The following is an 18,027-nucleotide window of genomic DNA, read 5'->3' on the forward strand; positions in this document are numbered from 1 at the left end:
ACAGATTGATTTGAAATCTTAAGACAATGTCTCAAAATATTTAAAATTCAAATACATCAAACACTACGTTATCTATTTGTGTGCTCAGAAAATTAAAAAGAAAGAAAACTACAATTACGAGAAAGTAATTGCGTTGGAGTTATCTTTTCCCAGTATACCGGGATAGAATTTAGCACCTTCTTTAACTATAAAAACTATAAAGGGTTGCTAAGGTTTCATAGGGTCTACTCCCTCCACCTTTCTTAATAACTGTCCAAAATGTATAAGAAACTTGAAGCAAAACTACTATTATTTTTTGAACCACAATGTTTTTTGGGTAAAAAAATTAAGATGCTGATCTGCTCAATAATTTTTTAGATCTGTGTTTAGAGAATTAATCAAACGTTAAATCCTTTTGTGTATGCTCATTTTTTTTACCTTTGCCAAAATATTTTTTAGGGATAGATTTGACTGATTGCAACCCTGCTCTACTGTTATATTTGGAATAGTTACCAATACAACAAAAATGCTAAAGCAGTTCGATACAAAATACTTATCGAAAATCAACGTCGTCTTATCATTTCTTCCTGTATAACAAAACGATAAAGAATGGCATATTTATTTACTTCGGAAAGTGTTTCTGAAGGACACCCAGATAAAGTAGCAGATCAAATTAGTGATGCATTATTAGACAATTTCTTAGCTTTTGACCCCGACTCTAAAGTAGCCTGTGAAACACTGGTAACGACGGGGCAGGTTGTTCTGGCCGGAGAAGTAAAGTCTCAAACATATCTCGATGTTCAAAACATTGCTAGAGCTGTGATTAACAACATAGGATATACTGAAGGCTCTTATCAATTTAGTGGTGATTCTTGCGGAGTAATATCCTTAATTCACGAGCAATCCCAAGACATTAACCAGGGAGTAGATCGTGAAACAAAAGAAGAACAAGGGGCCGGGGATCAAGGAATGATGTTTGGATATGCCACTAAAGAAACAGCCAACTTTATGCCCTTGGCATTAGATATATCACACAAGATTCTTATCGAACTTGCCAAGTTGAGGCGCGAGGGCAAAGAAATCGAATACTTACGTCCTGATTCTAAAAGTCAGGTTACTATTGAGTATAGCGATGATAATATTCCACAACGAATAGTTGCCATAGTGGTGTCTACCCAACATGATGATTTTGATAGTAATGACGAAGTAATGTTAAGTAAAATCAAAAAAGATATTATTTCAATTTTAATCCCTAGGGTTGTTGCACAATTACCAGAATATGTTCAGCAATTATTTAATGAGGATATATTGTACCATATTAATCCTACTGGAAAATTTGTAATTGGAGGTCCACATGGTGACACTGGTCTTACCGGGAGAAAAATTATCGTAGATACGTATGGAGGAAAAGGTGCCCATGGCGGAGGAGCATTTTCAGGAAAAGACCCAAGTAAAGTAGATCGGTCGGCAGCGTATGCTTCTAGGCATATTGCAAAAAACCTGGTTGCAGCAGGTGTTGCGAACGAAGTGCTTGTTCAGGTTTCGTATGCTATAGGTGTTGTAGAACCTACTTCAATTTTTGTAGATACTTATGGTACCAGCTCACTTAATTTGACCGATGGTGAAATTGCTGAAAAAGTAGGCGAAATTTTTGATATGCGACCAGCAGCAATCGAAAAAAGGCTCAAATTACGGAATCCTATATATCTTGAAACTGCTGCTTACGGACATATGGGTAAGGAGCCGAAAACGATTACCAAAGTATTCGAGAGTCCGTACTCTGGAAAAATAGAAAAAGAAGTAGAGCTTTTCACTTGGGAAAAATTAGACTTTGTCGATAAAGTAAAAAGTGCTTTTAAACTTTAGAATTAAAGCATCGCTTATTGTGCTTTATCTTCAGTTTATCCGATATTATAAACTGTATGTCGATTTTTGAGGAATACCTCGAAAAAATGAGGTTTTTCCGTAGCTTCAAGTCATCTATTATCCTTATTTTTACAATACTAATATTCAGATACATAATGTATCTTATCGGGGAAACGTATTAGTGTTTTAAGAAACTGATTTGTTGTTTTTTACGAAATGAAAGTACTATTTTTTGCATAGTATTGTAAAGAGATCGAGTAAACTACCTTGGGGTAGCTTTAAAGGGTATTCGTTAAAAACAATTTTTCAATTTCGAGGCAAGCCTTGGGGTATTATACTCTTTGGCGGTGCCAATAAAATTGTACACATATCAAAAATTTTAGGGAAATGAAATTAGGTTTTTTATGTATAGTCTCGTTTTTATGTATGAGTAGTATTTCTTCTTTTGGTCAGGATTTTAAAAATGACCTTACTTCAGTAAAAACTATTGACGACAAAATTCAAAAAGAGAAATATAATTCTAATGAAGTCGCTACGGCTGACAGGTTAGTTTTAAGAACCTCTTTAGAAAACATATCAAAAAAAGACAAAGCATTTTTCAGCAAAAAAGAATGGAGAAAAATCAAAAGGCAACTTTCTAAAAACAAAAAAAGATTTACAAAAGTTGAAAATAGTATTCATACGTACAAAACGGTAGATACCATTTTCATTGATACGCCTATACAAACTACAAAATCACGTTTATCGAGTTGGTAATGTTCTATTTTTCTTGTGAACCGGTTGCAGATTTTTTCAATTAACTTGAAAATACTGGTATAAATTATCGTGATTTTTTTGCAGTTCTATACTTATGATATTTTTTAATCATCTGATTTTTAAGTTCAAAGCTTGTTTTTAATATGTGAGGTCGCATAACTTCTTGTAAAGAACCCAATCTTTTATATAATTTAGATTTTATTGATTTTTTGTACTGGTCATAATACAACACCAAAGTACAAATCGCAATCACGAATAGAATAGCACCAATTATAGTCTCTATCAAAGATAAATTGTGGTAGAAAAATCGACTAAGTCCTAATCCAAACCAACTACCGTATAATACAAAAAAATGCACGATATAAATGGAAAGTGTTTGGCTTCCTATCTTGGTTATTAAAGAATGTGAGATATGATTTCTAATACTAATAAAAAAAGCAAAAAGAATACATACATTCCCCAATCGAATGAATAAAAAGTTATTATAAGCTACAGATTTGAAAATTTGAAAACCTGTGGTGGTATGTAACATCATAAATACTTTGGATGAATAGAATATCAAGAATATACCCACCACCGAAAGTGCTAAAATTGCATAACGATACAATTTAGGGTGCTCTTTATATTTGAAAAACAACATCCCTATAAACCCTCCTAAACTTACATAACCAAACCATGGGAATAACGTAAAAATTGATCCATTTTTAGACGTAAAATAATTACTTATCGTTTGTGGTAAAAACGAAAGCATGAATTGATCATAGACTGGTTGTAAAATAAAAATAGCCAGCCCCAGTACTAATAATATATATTGAAATGACTGTATATGATAACGATGTATCATCAAATACAGGCCTATCAATAATAAAAGTGAAGTGCCTATACACTGCAAAACATCAACGTAGAAAAAAGAAGGATTTAATGTTCCTTCGAAAACCGCAAAGAAACTCAAGCGTAACAGATATCCCCAAAATATCACTTTTATTGCTCTTCGTATCCCCTTTAAAACTCTTGGATTTTCAAAACCAGAGTGTTGTTGTCTAACTAATAAATACGTAAAAACAAACCCGGTAATTGTAAAAAATAGCGGGGCCGTAACTCCTCTAAAATACGCCCAGATCGTATAAAAAGTATTACTCTCGACCCGAAAATTATCCCCTAAAAGTGCATGTACAAAATGACCTTGCAACATCATAATGATGGCAAACGCTCGTATAGCATCCAAAAAATACAGTCTTTTCACGGGCTTATTCATGATTATTAACATGTTATCATTCAAACGAATACAAAACTTCTATATTGCTCGTATGACCCGACAAAAGTAGTTTTTTTTAAACTATTTTTTATGGATTGTACATCAATTAGTGTATATCAATTTCTGTAAGATTTTACTTAAGAAATTATCCTTGTAACCCTTACTACTGTTAATTTATAAGGTTTTTACCTTCTAAATTTGATTTTTAATCCTTTTCGCTCTAACAATTTCTTAACTATTAAAACGTTACCTATGAAGTATAAACAACCTAAATATCAATCTATGAATCCGAAAGTTGTCTTGGGAATCAGAATAGTTTTTGGCTTGGCCATTCTATTCTTTGGATGCAATAAATTATTTTACTTTATGGATCCCCCTGCTCCTTCCACAAAAATTGCCGGAAGTTTTTTAAGAGTTTTAGTATCATCCAAAACTATGATGTTGGTCGCTATTGTTGAAATCTGTGCAGGAATAGCCTTACTTGCCAATAGGTTTGTTCCTTTAATGATGGTGATTTTAATGAGTGTATCTGTTAACGCATTTTTATATCACCTCAAACTAGATATCAAACACTGGTACATTGGTGTGGTATTTTTGGGACTCAATATTTTGATGCTTTATATTTACAAGGATCAATATAAGGATCTGCTCAAATCTCAATAGCAGTCACCAAAACGACAAAAAGATGCTCTAAACGGCATCTTTTTTTGTTTTTATTATTTTTATACTAATATCCGATCCGGTATTTAGGTGAATGGGGGCCCCAAGTCAGGACTGTAATATGTGGTTCGCACTTAATATTTATTTTAAGGCAAGCCTTGCAGCGTTTGAATCTTTCAAATTCTTACCAATCCTTTTCTAGTTCCTCATAAAATCCACTATATTTACTCCCTAACTTAAATTCCCCCCAAAAAAACAATCGAATATGCATGTAGCTATAGCTGGAAATATCGGTGCAGGAAAAACCACATTGACCCGATTGCTTGCTAAACATTACAAGTGGGAGGCACATTTTGAAGATGTACTGGAAAATCCTTATCTAGAAGATTTTTATAACAAAATGGAGCGCTGGTCGTTCAATCTTCAAATTTACTTTTTGAATAGTCGATTTAGACAAATTCTTGAGATTCGCAAAAGCGGAAAGGATATCATACAAGATAGAACCATTTATGAGGATGCCTACATTTTTGCACCCAATCTTCATGCTATGGGATTAATGACCAATCGGGATTTTGAAAATTATCGGTCACTTTTTGATCTTATGGAAGATGTAGTAGAAGGGCCTGATTTATTGATTTACCTTAGAAGTAGCATTCCTAACCTGGTGGCTCAAATCCATAAACGCGGACGAGAATATGAAAATACTATTAGTATTGATTATTTAAGCAGACTCAACGAACGCTATGAAGCCTGGGCTCATGATTATGACAAAGGTAATCTTCTTATTGTCGATGTAGACCATGTTAACTTTGTTGATCACCCAGAAGATCTCGGTACTATTATTAATCGCATTGATGCCGAGTTAAACGGACTTTTCTAGAAAATTGTAAGGCATATGTATATATATGTACATTCGTAACAATTGATAATCTTTTCATAAAACCATTCAATTTCACATCTGGTACTACAGAGTTGTAGTATTTTACAGCTAAAAAAATGAGCTTTTATAAACTATACGACTTTCTTAGAGATTTACAAAACAACAATCACAAAGAATGGATGGATACCCATCGAAAAAAATATCACGAAGTGAGAGATTGGTACATAGATTGGTTGGATAAAATGAATGCTCAACTCTCTGAAATAGATGCTGAATATCATGATACTCCCGGAAAAAAAGCAATTAATCGAATCAATAATAATCTTCTGTACCATCCCAATAAGCCCACGTATAAGGATCATTTTGGTGCGGGACTAGATCAAAAAAGTAAACAAGGGGATTTCTACATTCATTTGGGCACGAATGAATCTTTTATCGCAGGCGGATATTGGAAACCTAACTCTAAAATTCTAAACAGTATTCGAGATGCCATTGATTATAATGGTGAAGAATTACTAAAAATACTACATAAAAAGAGCTTCAAAAAAGTGTTTGGAAAACTAGTAGAAACCGACGAAAAACTTACAAATGCGCCAAAAGGATTTTCTGCAGATCATGAGCATATAGACCTATTGCGCCACAAAACTTTTGCAGTAGAACATCAACTTACCCAACGAGAAGTAATGCAAGATGATTTTGATCAAAAAGTGATCGAAATTTACAAAGAAATGCTTCCGTTTAGACGGTATTTAAATCAGGCCGTATCTGTTTGAGCCCTACAAAACAAGTAGCTAAATAGGTTAAACCCGGTTTTTGCATTAAAAATCGGTAAGAAAATTTGTTTCTAAATAATTAAGGATTTTTTGAGTAGCTCCTGTATTGCTGTTGATAAAATGTCCTGAGATCATTCCGGTTTTTTCTCTAAGCTTTTTATCCTCGACTAAGGTATTAAGTATTGCAGTAAATTCTTCAGCAGTAGACACTGAAAATAATCCCGCAAGCTTTTGCAGTTGCTGCGCTTCTCTAAACTTGTCAAAATTCTTTCCGATCACTATGGGAATTCCAAATGTTGCTGGTTCAAGAATATTGTGTAACCCCCCTGTACCCATAGCACCGCCTACATATGCAATGTCTCCGTAACTGTAAACACGCGACAAATAGCCCACAGTATTCATTACAAATACATCATAGTGTTGCAGGTTTTTTTTAGCCTTTTCAGAATACAATACTGTTTTTTTCTTAACTTTTTGTAGTAATGCCTGCATTGCACTACTCTTACATTCGTGGGGTGCGATAATAAAGCACACATGATCGGGTGCTGTATTGATAAACGACACAAAAATTTGTTCATCTTCTGGCCATGTGCTACCCAAGACCACACAAAGTCGATCGTTAACAAATTCTGAAATAAAATCCACTTGATTATCCATTTCAATTTGACGAGAAACGCGATCAAAACGCGTATCCCCACTTAAGGTTACATTGTTAAGTCCTAATAGTTCTGCTAGCTTTTTTGATTGTTCATCCTGCACAAAAAAGTGATGAACCGTCTTTAGTGCTTCACGCATAAACTCTCCATATCCTTTAAAAAAGACCTGATCCTCTCTAAACGATACCGAAATAAATATAGTAGGGATATAGTTAGCATCAAGGGTTTTTAAATAATTAGGCCAAAATTCATATTTTATAAAAATGGCGATTTCGGGTTGTACTACATCTATAAATCGCTCTACATTTTTCTTGGTATCCACGGGTAGATACACCATAACATCGGCGAGAGAACTATTCTTTTTCACCTCATATCCAGATGGTGAGAAAAAAGTAATTAGAATCTTATAGTGTGGATACTTCTCTTTTAAGGCTTCCATTACCGGAACACCCTGCTCGTACTCGCCTAAAGATGCGCAATGAAACCAAATATAGCGCTCATCAGAAATAATTTCGGTCTCTAATACAGAGAAACTATCCCTTCTTCCGTTTGCGAATAATTTTAGTTTTGGCGATATCCACTTGATCATTGGGAGAACGCGATCAAAAATTGAAATAATGCTATTGTATAGAAAATTCAAAGGCCATGATGTTTAAGAACTGCTAAAATACGTTTCTTTTGTTTAAAATTGCATTGACAGAAGTATCTATATTTCGTACTTTCGTGAAGTTACAACGAATGTACGTTTATGAAGAAAATACAAATGGTCGACCTTAAAGGTCAATATGAGCAAATAAAAGAACAAATAGATGCATCAATACTCGAGGTCATTCATTCTACCGCTTTCATTAACGGTCCCGAGGTACATAGCTTCCAAAAAGAATTAGAAGAATATCTAGATGTAAAGCATGTAATCCCTTGTGCCAATGGTACAGATGCGCTACAGATCGCTATGATGGGATTGGGTTTAAAACGCGGAGATGAAGTTATCACGGCTGATTTTACGTTTGCGGCTACAGTAGAAGTTATTGCGTTGTTACAATTGACTCCTGTATTAGTCGATGTTGAACTCGATTCGTTCAATATTGACCCAGAAGCCATAAAAAAAGCCATTACACCTAATACCAAAGCCATTGTACCTGTTCATTTATTTGGTCAAAGTGCCAATATGGATGCCATACTTGCGATTGCCGAAGAACACAATTTATATGTTATTGAAGATAATGCCCAGGGCATTGGGGCAAATTATCAGTTTAAGAATCAAAAAACACAAAAAACGGGTGCTATTGGTCATGTAGCTTCAACTTCATTTTTTCCTTCAAAAAACCTGGGATGTTATGGTGATGGCGGAGCTATATTCACCAATGATGATGATCTGGCTCACACAATTCGAGGCATTGTAAATCACGGTATGTATAAAAGATACCATCATGATGTAGTAGGTGTTAATTCACGTTTGGATGCCATCCAAGCTACTGTTTTGCGTGCAAAATTACCTAAACTCGATCAGTATAATAACGCCAGAAGAACGGCTGCCAGAAAATACAACAAAGCATTTCAAGGTATCGACCATATCATAACACCGCAAGTAAAAGGTAACCAATGCCGTACCGATAAAAGTACGATTTGCGAAACCTGTGATTGCCATGTATTTCATCAATATACTTTACGCGTTACCAATGGAAAACGTGATAATTTGGTGACTCACTTGAATAATCAGGGAATTCCTTGCGGAGTCTATTATCCCATTCCGCTACACAGTCAAAAAGCCTATACACATGATCGATATAATGAGGCTGACTTTTCGATTACCAATCAATTGGTACAAGAAGTAATTTCGCTACCTATGCATACAGAATTAGATGATGAACAAATCGAGTTTATTACCAATACTGTTATCGATTTTATAAAAGACGATTAATACTGCATACGAATATGCTTACCGTATGATGTTTGCTTAGCCGTAACTACCAAAATGTTAAGTGATGAAGAAAAGAGTTCATATAAAGGCATTTAATCTTCACTACTAAGATTTAAAAAGCAGTCATATACCATTTGCAAATTAGTTACGTTTCTAACCTTAGTAAACTACCTCGGGGGCAAGTCCACGAGGCTTTCGTGAAAATAATTTTTCAATTTTGTGGCAAGCCTTTGGGGCATTATACCCTTTTGGCGGTGCCAAAAAAAATATGCTGTAAACGCTGCAGAAATTAACTATTCTAACCATAATGAATTCGTACTGTATCTGTTACAATCTGTATCGGCATCAATTTTCAGAAATACCTCTCCTGCCAGAAGCGTTAATAGTTTCAAACACAGAAATAGGTTTAGGTTATATTCAAAAGCAAGCTATTCCTAATACTCTCAAAAGCTTTGAGATATCCATCGAAGATTCACCCCATCAAGAGCTTCTCGATATTTGTGCAATGTTAAGACCAAATGCGCTTGCACAACGATTTGTTATCAAAAAAGGAAAGTCTATAGATCTTTTAAGATTATTACAAGATCAACAAACAAAAAAGGTTATTTTATCTTTTATAAGTAAAAAATTAGCAACGTTTTATGCACTAATACGCACTCATGAATATCCAATAACCTATCTCGCTCAAAAAAAAGATCCTATCCAAGGCGCTCGGCTTGCTATCACTTATAAATTACTCGAACCCAAACTAGCGTTCACAAAGACAGCGGTAGGAATAGAATATGCTTTTACGTTGGATACTGAAAATAAAACTATTATTCCAAAAGAACATGAGATTGCCATCTTGCTTAATGAACCTTCTTGGATAATTTTGGATCAAACCTTATTTCAAATTAACCATTTAAATGCCAATAAATTAAAGCCCTTTTTTAATAAAGAAAAAATCACTATTCCGAAGAAACACATCAATACGTATTTGGAAAAAGTTATTATTCCGGTACTTAAAAATGTGAATGTAACTGCCAAGGGCTTCAAAATTAATACACATCAAACTATTACCGCATACTGTCTGGAAATTATTCACGATTTTACGCAGCAAAAGTATATTGCAAAAGTTAGCTTTAGCTATACTAATGTTATTTTTGATTATCACAGTCCTAAAACAACTTCTTCTACTATTGTTTATGAAAATGAAGATCAAATCGAGATCATTCAAACAAAACGTAATCCAAAAGCTGAAGAAGAAATTATTAATCTTTTGATCACCAAAGGTCTTCAGCTTACTCCTAGTCTGATGTTAGAAAAAGTAGCTACAGAAGATCCGTTTGAAATCTTTGAATGGCTTATAACTTATCAAGATCAACTACGTAACGAGAAGTTCGCCATCAAATTACCTCAACTCAATACTAAAAGTATCGACCTGTCACCGCATCAAATTACGATTCAAAATCGACAAGAAAACGACTGGTTCGATCTGCATGGAACTGTTACTATTGGTAGCAAAAAGATTCCCTTTTCAAAATTTGTCCCTTATATTAAAAGAAACGATCGACTTTTCCCATTAGGTAAGCAACGCGTTTTTATCATTCCGTTAGAATGGATGTCACGGTATAAAAAACTCGCCAATTTTGGTAAGGTTAAAGACTATAGTATTCTTCTCAACAAAAATAATTATACCTTATTAAAAGAGATCGTCTCTTCAGAAGAAATCCTTCCAGAAAATACAGTAAACACAACCTATACACCATCAACCCGGCTTAAGGCAACACTTCGACCCTATCAGATTGCAGGGGTACAATGGCTGGTACAACACTACAACAATCAACTTGGAGCCTGTTTGGCAGATGATATGGGATTAGGAAAAACGTTGCAAACCATAGCAATGTTGATATATGCTAAAGAACAGATTGAACAGGTTTCGAGTGAAACTCATACAATAGAGCTGGATTTGTTTAGTGATCCTTTGGCAGTAAAAACATGTCTTAAAGCACTAATAGTACTACCTTCTTCTTTGATATTTAACTGGGCGCAGGAAATTCTAAAATTTGCACCTCATTTTTCGGTAGTAAAGTACGTAGGTTCAGATCGAAAAAAGATTTCGGTGTATCTAGAATCGTATGATATTGTTTTAACCACGTATGCACTAGTATCTCGTGATATCTCAATCTTAAAAAAGATAAATTTTACATATTTGATCATAGATGAAAGTCAGCAGATTAAAAATAAAGATTCGAAGATTTTTCAATATATCAATGAAATAAATGCGGTACATAAAATATCACTTAGCGGTACACCTATAGAAAATTCATTGTCAGACTTATGGTCGCAGATGCAATTTATTAATCCTGGAATTCTAGGTAGTTTTTCATTTTTTAAAGAACATTTTAAAATTCCGATAGAAAAACATCAGAACGAAGAGCGCACAAAAGAGCTAAAAACCCTTATCGAACCTTTTATACTAAGGCGAACTAAAGAGCAGGTTGCCAAGGATCTACCCAAATTATCTGAGCAGATTGTGTATACAAAAATGCTTCCGGAGCAGGCAAAACTGTATGAAGCTGAAAAATCTGCTGCCAGAAATCTGCTTTTAGGCTTGGATAATGTCGGTACTAATAAAATTAAGATTATAAATACGCTTACTAAGCTTCGCCAACTAGCAAATCATCCTAAGCTAATAACCCCGGATACAGCAAATCATTCTGGAAAGTTTGAAGATGTGACTTTTTATCTCGAAACGCTTTTAAAATCAAATAAAAAAGTCTTACTGTTTAGTTCTTTCGTGTCGCATCTCAAATTATACGAACAATGGTGCACCACTAAAAAAGTGAATTTTGTATCCCTAACCGGACAAACAAAAAGTATAGATCGCGAGCAGATTGTAAATAGGTTTCAAGAAGATGATACAATTCCCCTATTTTTTATTTCTCTAAAAGCAGGTGGTGTTGGGTTAAATCTCACTAAGGCCTCGTATGTAATTTTATTAGATCCGTGGTGGAATCCCTTTGTTGAAAAACAGGCTATTGCCAGATCCCATCGTATTGGGCAAACACATCCAGTAACCGTAACTCGTTTTATTTCAAAAAATACCATCGAAGAAAAAATCATACAATTGCAAGAAAAGAAACAGGACCTGTCTGATGAAATAATCGACATAAACAAGATGCCAAAATATATAGAAAAAGATTTGACTACTTTACTTGGATAGTTAATAGCATCCTTTTTGGTAACTCGCCCAATTAAGCTATATTTAGCATACATAACTCATAATACTCAAATATTCAAATGAAATACATACTCGCTACCTTAGTAATGCTTTTTTGCAGTACTATGAATGCCCAAGATATCTTTTTACAATGCGGAAAACTAGTAGATACTAAATCCGGTAAAATTCTTACAGAAAAAACAGTCATAGTTTCAGAAAATAAAATTATCAAAATTCAGGATGGTTATGTTTCAGGCAAAAAAGATGATACTACTATCGACCTCAAAAACAAAACCGTAATGCCCGGTTTAATAGATATGCATGTACATCTTGAGAGCGAGACAAACCCTAAAGCTTATTTGCAACAATATACAGATAGTGAAGCTGATGTAGCCTTTGATGCTGTTGGATTTGCCGAAAAAACGTTAATGGCCGGTTTCACTACAGTTCGAGATCTTGGCGGAAGCGGAGTTAATATATCCTTAAAAAAAGCAATTGCAAAGGGGCGTATTATTGGCCCTCGTGTATTTACTGCAGGAAAAGCGCTCGCCACTACCGGTGGGCATGCAGACCCTACCAATGGCAGTAATAGAGAGTTGATCGGAGATCCCGGGCCTAAAGATGGAGTTGTAAATAGTATTGAAGATGCAAAAAAAGCAGTAAGGCAACGCTATAAAAATGGAGCCGATCTTATTAAAATAACTGCTACAGGTGGTGTTTTGAGCGTTGCCAAAAGCAGTTCTAACCCACAATTTACTGTAGAAGAAATCAAGGCTATTTGCGAAACTGCCAAGGATTATGGGTTTCATGTGGCGGCCCATGCGCATGGTGACGAGGGTATGCAGCGAGCCATTCTGGGCGGAGTGAAAACCATAGAACATGGCACCCTGATGAGTGAAAAAACAATGGAGATGATGAAACAATATGATGCATATCTGGTACCCACTATCACTGCCGGAAAAGAAGTGACTGAAAAAGCAGAAATAGATGGATACTATCCTGCTATTATAGTGCCCAAGGCTTTGGAGATCGGACCGAAAATTCAAAATACATTTAAAAAAGCCTATGATCGCGGTGTAGGTATTGCCTTTGGTACCGATGCAGGCGTATTTGAGCACGGGCAAAATGGCAAAGAATTTGGATATATGGTAGAAGCTGGAATGCCCGCTATGGCCGTGTTACAAAGTGCAACACTCACTAATGCTAAAATTTTGAAGATGGAAGATCAACTTGGACAAATTGCTAGCGGATTTCTTGCTGATATAATCGCTGTAAACGATGATCCCTTAAAAAATATTAAAACCATGGAAAACATAGTTTTTGTAATGAAAAATGGGAAGATCTTTAAGCAATAATAATCTAAATCCGTACGACAACTCGTAACCGAAGTGACAGAAGCTAAATCAGATACAAAATTTTGCACAAACATAGCTATTGCATATTCAATTATTTGAATATCCGCTATACATCATAACATTAACTTTAATGTCTGGTCGATCGCAGTAGAGGTCTGATTTATAGAATGTTGTATTTACTAACCTTTCGACTGCGCTCGAGGAGACAGTGTGATATGATTGATTACGGATATTCATTTTCAATTGATATAAAAACGACTCAACCTTTACTTAATTGTAAGTTATATTGAAGCCACAGCAGTTTCTGCAGATCGATCTATTTTCTTTACTAATCCAGACAAAACCTTTCCTGGTCCGACTTCAATAAATGAAGTAGCACCGTCTTTTATCATATGCTGTATACTCTGGGTCCATTTTACCGGCGCGGTAAGTTGCGCTATCACATTCTTTTTGATTTCTTCTGGATTGGTAACCGCAGTTGTAGAAACGTTTTGATAAACAGGACATTGTGGCGTATTAAAAACAGTTTCTTCGATTGCGGCTGCTAGTTCTTCTCTTACTGGCTCCATCAAAGGGGAATGAAACGCACCACCTACTGGTAAAACCAAAGCTCTACGCGCTCCTTTTTCTTTCATCCAATCACATGCTTCATGAACTGCATCTATCTCACCGGATATCACCAATTGACCGGGACAATTATAATTTGCGGCTACCACAATCCCTTCAGTCGCCTCACAACCTTCTTCTACGACATTATCTTCTAACCCTAAAACAGCTGCCATAGTCGACGGTTGCAACTCACATGCTTTCTGCATAGCCAATGCCCTTTTTGAAACCAATTGCAATGCATCCTCAAAATCAAGAGTTCCGTTAGCTACCAGAGCCGAAAACTCCCCCAGAGAATGTCCTGCAACCATATCGGGCTTGAAACGATCACCTAATACTTTACTCAAAATTACCGAATGTAAAAAAATCGCTGGTTGAGTAACTTTGGTCTGTTTCAGTTCGTCAGCCGTACCTTCAAACATAATTTTAGTAATTTCAAAACCTAAAATTTCGTTGGCTTTATGAAAAAGTGCTTTAGCCATTTCAGAGTTTTCATATAAATCGAGCCCCATACCAGAAAATTGAGCGCCTTGACCGGGGAATACGTATGCCTTCATATATAGTTTAATTATATTTTAAAACAAAAGTAAGGATTAAAATTAGTGTTTTCGTATTTAGATAATCGAAACTCATGTAAAACTACACAAGCTTTATTTTGAGATATGTACTGCTAAAATGAACAAGTATAGTAGCTTAAAATTTAAGTCAATTAAGCATTAAATAGAAATCCTATTTTCTTATATATGTTAAATACGTGAATGGATATTTATGCTTCTCATCGGTGTCATGAAACTCTTCCTTTTCTAACTTCCAAACATTCGTATCAATTTCAGGAAAAAATGCATCGGCTTCAAAATTATGATGCACCCTGGTGAGTTCTATACAATTGGCTTTTTCCATACCTATCGCATAAATTTCGCCACCACCAATAATAAAGGGTTGATTATCGCTTTTGGCGACTTGAAGCGCCTCTGCCATAGCATGAACTATAATAGCCCCATCGGCTTTATACTCTTTATTTCGAGTAATCACAACATGTGTACGATCGGGAAGTAATTTAGGAAAAGATTCAAAGGTTTTTCGTCCCATAATAATAAAATGACCCGTAGTAAGTTTTTTAAAACGCTTAAAATCATCGGGTAAATGCCATACCAAATCATTATCTTTTCCCAAAGCATTATTTTCGGCAGCAGCTGCTATCATTGTAATCATAGAATTTGTGTTTACAGTATCTTCTATCGTATCAGACGCCTTTCTAGTAATAAACGCCTCTTTCTTCTTTATTAATTCATCTTTAGGATACATGAGATCAATATCTCTTTGAATAAGTGCTATTTCTTCTTTTTGTTTGGTAATTAATCGCTCCATTTGTCGATCTGTCCATTCTTGACCCATAAAGGTGCTAAACACCCAAACATTACAAAAATGTAGCGCTAAAAAAAATGCCCAGGCCATACTACCAAAAACACACCAATATGCTCCTAGAAAGGTGATCTCTTCACCTAAGCCAAAAAGAATGTTAAGAATGATCATAAATAGTGATCCAACTGCAAAAATTATAAAATGCTGAAAAAGACGCTTTTTTTGTATAATCCTTTTGCGCGCATGTTCATAAAGTTCGCGTTGCTGTGGGTCGATTTGCGATGTTTCTTTCTTTTTTGAAAACATTTTAATGCTAACTTCGTATCGGCAAGTAAATATATAGTTTTTGCCAAAAACCCATAAAGTTACTTATGAAGAATTTAAGAAAAGAATTTCCTGTGGCTACCAGTACTACCTATATTAATACAGCAAGCTCGGGACTACTGTATCATTCGCTTGTAGAATATCGACAGCAACACGACCAGAACTTTTTAACCGGTGGTAGTACATTTAGAGCACAGCAGCAAAATTTTTTAAATACCGTACGAACCACTATTTCAGATTTTTTTGGGAATTCTAAGGGGATGACCGCACTGACGCCTAACTTTTCGCTGGGATTAAATACCATATTACATGGCTTGCATAAGAGTAAGAAAGTACTTGTACTCGAACATGACTATCCCTCGATTCATGTTGCAGTAACCAGTAAAAAATTTGAGGTATACTATGCTAAAGTTGACGGTCGTGTTGAAGAACATATCACAGAGGCGATAAAAAAGCACAAACCTGATATTTTCATATTCAGCCTTGTGCAATACAGCAGTGGTATTAGCGTTGATCTTGCCTATATTAAAGATTTAAAAGTACTCTATCCCGACATGCTCATTATTGCCGATGGTACCCAGTTTTGTGGTACTCGAGCCTTTAATTTTGCCACCTCTGGTATTGATATTCTTGGGTGTAGTGGTTATAAATGGTTATTAGGTGGTTATGGCAACGGTTTCTTTTTGTTTCAGGCTGATATATTGAAGCAGATTACTCCTGAAGCATACCTCGAAGCTTCAAAAAAAGCCGAGTACGATTCGTCATATACAAATCTTACTGCGCGCTTCGAATGCGGACATCTAGATACTTTCAATTTTGGAAGTTTACTTCATTCGCTACGATTTTTAAGCGAAATAGGAGTTTCAAATATCGAACAATACCTTGGTAAATTAGGAGAGTATACAAAAAACGAATTGAACCGTTTACACTTGTTAGACACTACCGTACTTCGTCGTAAAACACACAGTACCATATTTAACATAAAAGGAGATCAAAAATTATTTGAGTATTTGATGAAGCATCATATTATTACATCATTACGAGGTCCGGGAGTACGTATCAGTTTGCATTTCTTCAATACTTTTGAAGATGTAGATCGACTTATAAGTTGTTTATCTTCATACTCATAATGTGCAAAAGAAGTATGTTATAATTATTCTACAACCTCAACACCTTTCCAAAAAGCGACATGTCCTTTTATTTGTTTGGCAAGATCACTTGTTTCAGGGTAGTACCAAGCCGCGTCTTTATTTTCTTTTCCATCTACTTCAAGCGTGTAATATGAGGCAACTCCTTTCCAGGGGCAATTGGTATGTGTATCACTAGGTTTAAAAAACTCTTCTTTTATACTTTCTGGCGGAAAATAATGATTGTTTTCAACGACCTTGGTGTCTTTACTTTCAGCTAGTAGTTGTCCGTTCCAAATTGCTTTCATCGGTATTGATTTTAAATTGTTTTAGTCATTATATAATTTTTGTAATCCGAGTCTTTGTCTGTAAAGAAATCAAGAATTTGAAGGCCTGATTCTTCTGCAAGCCATTCTACGATATCATCGTCGTATTTTTGCGAAATTTCTGTATGAATACTCTCCCAACTCTTAAAATTGACTTGTAATGACAAATCATGTATATGCACCGTTTGCTCTTTTTTACTTACTAGGTAACTCTTGGCTGTTCCGGTCTCAGGGTCATATGTTTCCCAATGCATAAATTGATCAAGATCAAAGTTGGCATTAAATTCTTTATTAATTCGAGTCAACACATTTTTATTAAAAGCAGCAGTTACACCGGTTGGATCGTTGTATGCATCTAAAATTTTCTGAGGATGCTTTTTTTGATCAAAACCCATAAAAAGCAGATCATCTTCGTGCATCGCCTGCCTCAATTTTTGAAGAAATTGAATCGCCCTGGCATGTAGCAAGTTACCAATGTTTGATCCTAATACCATAATCACCTTTTTGCGGTCGCTCATATGGTGTAATCTATCCAAGACCTCAAAATATTCGCCAATTTGACCTTTCACAGCAATACCAGGCATTTCCTGATTCAAATTTTCTACAAGACCATCGATCGCGTTTTGACTAATATCTACTGGCATGTATGTAAAATCATAATGGCTATGTTGCAATTCGTGTAAAAGAATTTTCGTTTTTTTACCATCACCTGCGCCGAGTTCTATCAAATCAAACCCTTCCTGATTTTTATCAAAACTCTGAACAATGGCAGATGCGTTCGTTTTGAATATGTCGTACTCTGCTCGGGTAAGATAATATTCTGGTAACGCCATGATTTTTTGAAAGAGTGCGTCACCTATCTGATCATAAAAATATTTTGATGATAAATATTTGGGAGCGGCTGATAATCCTTGGCATACTTCTTTTCCGAAAGTAGAAATACTTACTTTTTGATCTTCTTTACAATTCATTAAAATAA

15 protein-coding genes and 1 riboswitch are annotated in these 18,027 nt (G+C 35.2%); of the genes, 9 read left to right on the forward strand and 6 right to left on the reverse strand.

Features of this window, described 5'->3' with window-relative positions; all coding sequences use genetic code 11:
• Nucleotides 1-136: 136 nt before the first annotated feature.
• A riboswitch (SAM riboswitch) is annotated at nucleotides 137-252 on the reverse strand.
• A gap of 336 nt (nucleotides 253-588) precedes the next feature.
• Both metK and J8281_RS09510 read left to right on the forward strand, forming a co-directional pair.
• Entirely contained in the window at nucleotides 589-1,845 is a 1,257-nt protein-coding gene (gene metK / locus J8281_RS09505) for a methionine adenosyltransferase (RefSeq protein WP_210197384.1), read from the forward strand.
• A 387-nt stretch (nucleotides 1,846-2,232) separates the two neighbouring features.
• Nucleotides 2,233-2,601 (forward strand): hypothetical protein, encoded by a 369-nt coding sequence (locus J8281_RS09510; RefSeq protein WP_210197385.1) that lies wholly within the window; start codon nucleotides 2,233-2,235, stop codon nucleotides 2,599-2,601.
• 64 nt (nucleotides 2,602-2,665) lie between these two features.
• Here J8281_RS09510 and J8281_RS09515 read toward each other — a convergent pair whose 3' ends face one another.
• Nucleotides 2,666-3,856 carry a heparan-alpha-glucosaminide N-acetyltransferase domain-containing protein gene (locus J8281_RS09515; protein ID WP_210197386.1) on the reverse strand — a complete coding sequence of 397 codons (1,191 nt, stop codon included), beginning with the start codon at nucleotides 3,854-3,856 and terminating at the stop codon, nucleotides 2,666-2,668.
• Nucleotides 3,857-4,108: 252 nt separating this feature from the next.
• Here J8281_RS09515 and J8281_RS09520 point away from each other — a divergent pair, with 252 nt between their 5' ends.
• From J8281_RS09520 to J8281_RS09530, 3 genes are all read left to right on the forward strand, one after another.
• Complete coding sequence (locus tag J8281_RS09520) at nucleotides 4,109-4,519, forward strand: DoxX family membrane protein (RefSeq protein ID WP_210197387.1); 411 nt, start codon at nucleotides 4,109-4,111, stop codon at nucleotides 4,517-4,519.
• 262 nt (nucleotides 4,520-4,781) lie between these two features.
• Nucleotides 4,782-5,396, forward strand: a complete 615-nt coding sequence (locus J8281_RS09525; RefSeq protein ID WP_210197388.1) for a deoxynucleoside kinase — start codon at nucleotides 4,782-4,784, stop codon at nucleotides 5,394-5,396.
• Between the two features lie 116 nt (nucleotides 5,397-5,512).
• Nucleotides 5,513-6,169, forward strand: a complete 657-nt coding sequence (locus J8281_RS09530) for a DUF2461 domain-containing protein (protein WP_210197389.1) — start codon at nucleotides 5,513-5,515, stop codon at nucleotides 6,167-6,169.
• Between the two features lie 45 nt (nucleotides 6,170-6,214).
• Here the strand turns inward: J8281_RS09530 and J8281_RS09535 are convergent, their stop codons facing one another.
• On the reverse strand, nucleotides 6,215-7,465 hold the full coding sequence (locus J8281_RS09535) for a 3-deoxy-D-manno-octulosonic acid transferase (protein ID WP_210197390.1): 1,251 nt from the start codon (nucleotides 7,463-7,465) through the stop codon (nucleotides 6,215-6,217).
• Between the two features lie 108 nt (nucleotides 7,466-7,573).
• Between J8281_RS09535 and J8281_RS09540 the strand changes: the two genes are divergently transcribed.
• The 3 genes from J8281_RS09540 (at nucleotide 7,574) to J8281_RS09550 (ending at nucleotide 13,303) form a co-directional block, all read left to right on the forward strand.
• The gene (locus tag J8281_RS09540) at nucleotides 7,574-8,746 is read left to right on the forward strand and encodes a DegT/DnrJ/EryC1/StrS aminotransferase family protein (protein WP_210197391.1); all 1,173 of its coding nucleotides are present in this window, start codon (nucleotides 7,574-7,576) and stop codon (nucleotides 8,744-8,746) included.
• A gap of 307 nt (nucleotides 8,747-9,053) precedes the next feature.
• A complete protein-coding gene (locus J8281_RS09545) occupies nucleotides 9,054-11,951 on the forward strand; it encodes a DEAD/DEAH box helicase (protein ID WP_210197392.1) in 2,898 nt (965 codons plus the stop codon).
• 77 nt (nucleotides 11,952-12,028) lie between these two features.
• Nucleotides 12,029-13,303, forward strand: coding sequence for an amidohydrolase family protein (locus tag J8281_RS09550; protein WP_210197393.1), 1,275 nt, complete (start codon nucleotides 12,029-12,031; stop codon nucleotides 13,301-13,303).
• A 281-nt stretch (nucleotides 13,304-13,584) separates the two neighbouring features.
• Here the strand turns inward: J8281_RS09550 and fabD are convergent, their stop codons facing one another.
• Complete coding sequence (gene fabD / locus J8281_RS09555) at nucleotides 13,585-14,466, reverse strand: ACP S-malonyltransferase (protein ID WP_210197394.1); 882 nt, start codon at nucleotides 14,464-14,466, stop codon at nucleotides 13,585-13,587.
• A gap of 172 nt (nucleotides 14,467-14,638) precedes the next feature.
• Nucleotides 14,639-15,577: a dihydrofolate reductase gene (locus tag J8281_RS09560; RefSeq protein ID WP_210197395.1), complete on the reverse strand. Its 939-nt coding sequence runs from the start codon at nucleotides 15,575-15,577 to the stop codon at nucleotides 14,639-14,641.
• A gap of 65 nt (nucleotides 15,578-15,642) precedes the next feature.
• Here J8281_RS09560 and J8281_RS09565 point away from each other — a divergent pair, with 65 nt between their 5' ends.
• Nucleotides 15,643-16,725 carry an aminotransferase class V-fold PLP-dependent enzyme gene (locus J8281_RS09565; protein ID WP_210197396.1) on the forward strand — a complete coding sequence of 361 codons (1,083 nt, stop codon included), beginning with the start codon at nucleotides 15,643-15,645 and terminating at the stop codon, nucleotides 16,723-16,725.
• A gap of 23 nt (nucleotides 16,726-16,748) precedes the next feature.
• On the opposite strand, the gene J8281_RS09570 is transcribed toward J8281_RS09565, so the two are convergent.
• Nucleotides 16,749-17,030 carry a DUF427 domain-containing protein gene (locus tag J8281_RS09570; RefSeq protein WP_210197397.1) on the reverse strand — a complete coding sequence of 94 codons (282 nt, stop codon included), beginning with the start codon at nucleotides 17,028-17,030 and terminating at the stop codon, nucleotides 16,749-16,751.
• Nucleotides 17,031-17,041: 11 nt separating this feature from the next.
• Nucleotides 17,042-18,019 (reverse strand): L-histidine N(alpha)-methyltransferase, encoded by a 978-nt coding sequence (egtD, locus tag J8281_RS09575; protein ID WP_210197398.1) that lies wholly within the window; start codon nucleotides 18,017-18,019, stop codon nucleotides 17,042-17,044.
• Nucleotides 18,020-18,027 lie beyond the last annotated feature (8 nt).

It is taken from the genome of Aquimarina sp. U1-2 (genome assembly GCF_017897595.1).
In the GTDB taxonomy this organism is placed as follows: domain Bacteria; phylum Bacteroidota; class Bacteroidia; order Flavobacteriales; family Flavobacteriaceae; genus Aquimarina.

Bases quoted from the DNA above. Each gene is read 5' to 3' on its own strand.
- J8281_RS09540 (WP_210197391.1), top strand. From the start codon at position 7,574: ATGAAGAAAATACAAATGGTCGACCTTAAAGGTCAATATGAGCAAATA.
- J8281_RS09550 (WP_210197393.1), top strand. From the start codon at position 12,029: ATGAAATACATACTCGCTACCTTAGTAATGCTTTTTTGCAGTACTATG.
- J8281_RS09510 (WP_210197385.1), top strand. From the start codon at position 2,233: ATGAAATTAGGTTTTTTATGTATAGTCTCGTTTTTATGTATGAGTAGT.
- J8281_RS09525 (WP_210197388.1), top strand. From the start codon at position 4,782: ATGCATGTAGCTATAGCTGGAAATATCGGTGCAGGAAAAACCACATTG.
- J8281_RS09545 (WP_210197392.1), top strand. From the start codon at position 9,054: ATGAATTCGTACTGTATCTGTTACAATCTGTATCGGCATCAATTTTCA.
- J8281_RS09570 (WP_210197397.1), bottom strand. From the start codon at position 17,030: ATGAAAGCAATTTGGAACGGACAACTACTAGCTGAAAGTAAAGACACC.
- J8281_RS09560 (WP_210197395.1), bottom strand. From the start codon at position 15,577: ATGTTTTCAAAAAAGAAAGAAACATCGCAAATCGACCCACAGCAACGC.
- fabD (WP_210197394.1), bottom strand. From the start codon at position 14,466: ATGAAGGCATACGTATTCCCCGGTCAAGGCGCTCAATTTTCTGGTATG.
- J8281_RS09530 (WP_210197389.1), top strand. From the start codon at position 5,513: ATGAGCTTTTATAAACTATACGACTTTCTTAGAGATTTACAAAACAAC.
- J8281_RS09520 (WP_210197387.1), top strand. From the start codon at position 4,109: ATGAAGTATAAACAACCTAAATATCAATCTATGAATCCGAAAGTTGTC.
- metK (WP_210197384.1), top strand. From the start codon at position 589: ATGGCATATTTATTTACTTCGGAAAGTGTTTCTGAAGGACACCCAGAT.
- J8281_RS09565 (WP_210197396.1), top strand. From the start codon at position 15,643: ATGAAGAATTTAAGAAAAGAATTTCCTGTGGCTACCAGTACTACCTAT.
- J8281_RS09515 (WP_210197386.1), bottom strand. From the start codon at position 3,856: ATGAATAAGCCCGTGAAAAGACTGTATTTTTTGGATGCTATACGAGCG.
- egtD (WP_210197398.1), bottom strand. From the start codon at position 18,019: ATGAATTGTAAAGAAGATCAAAAAGTAAGTATTTCTACTTTCGGAAAA.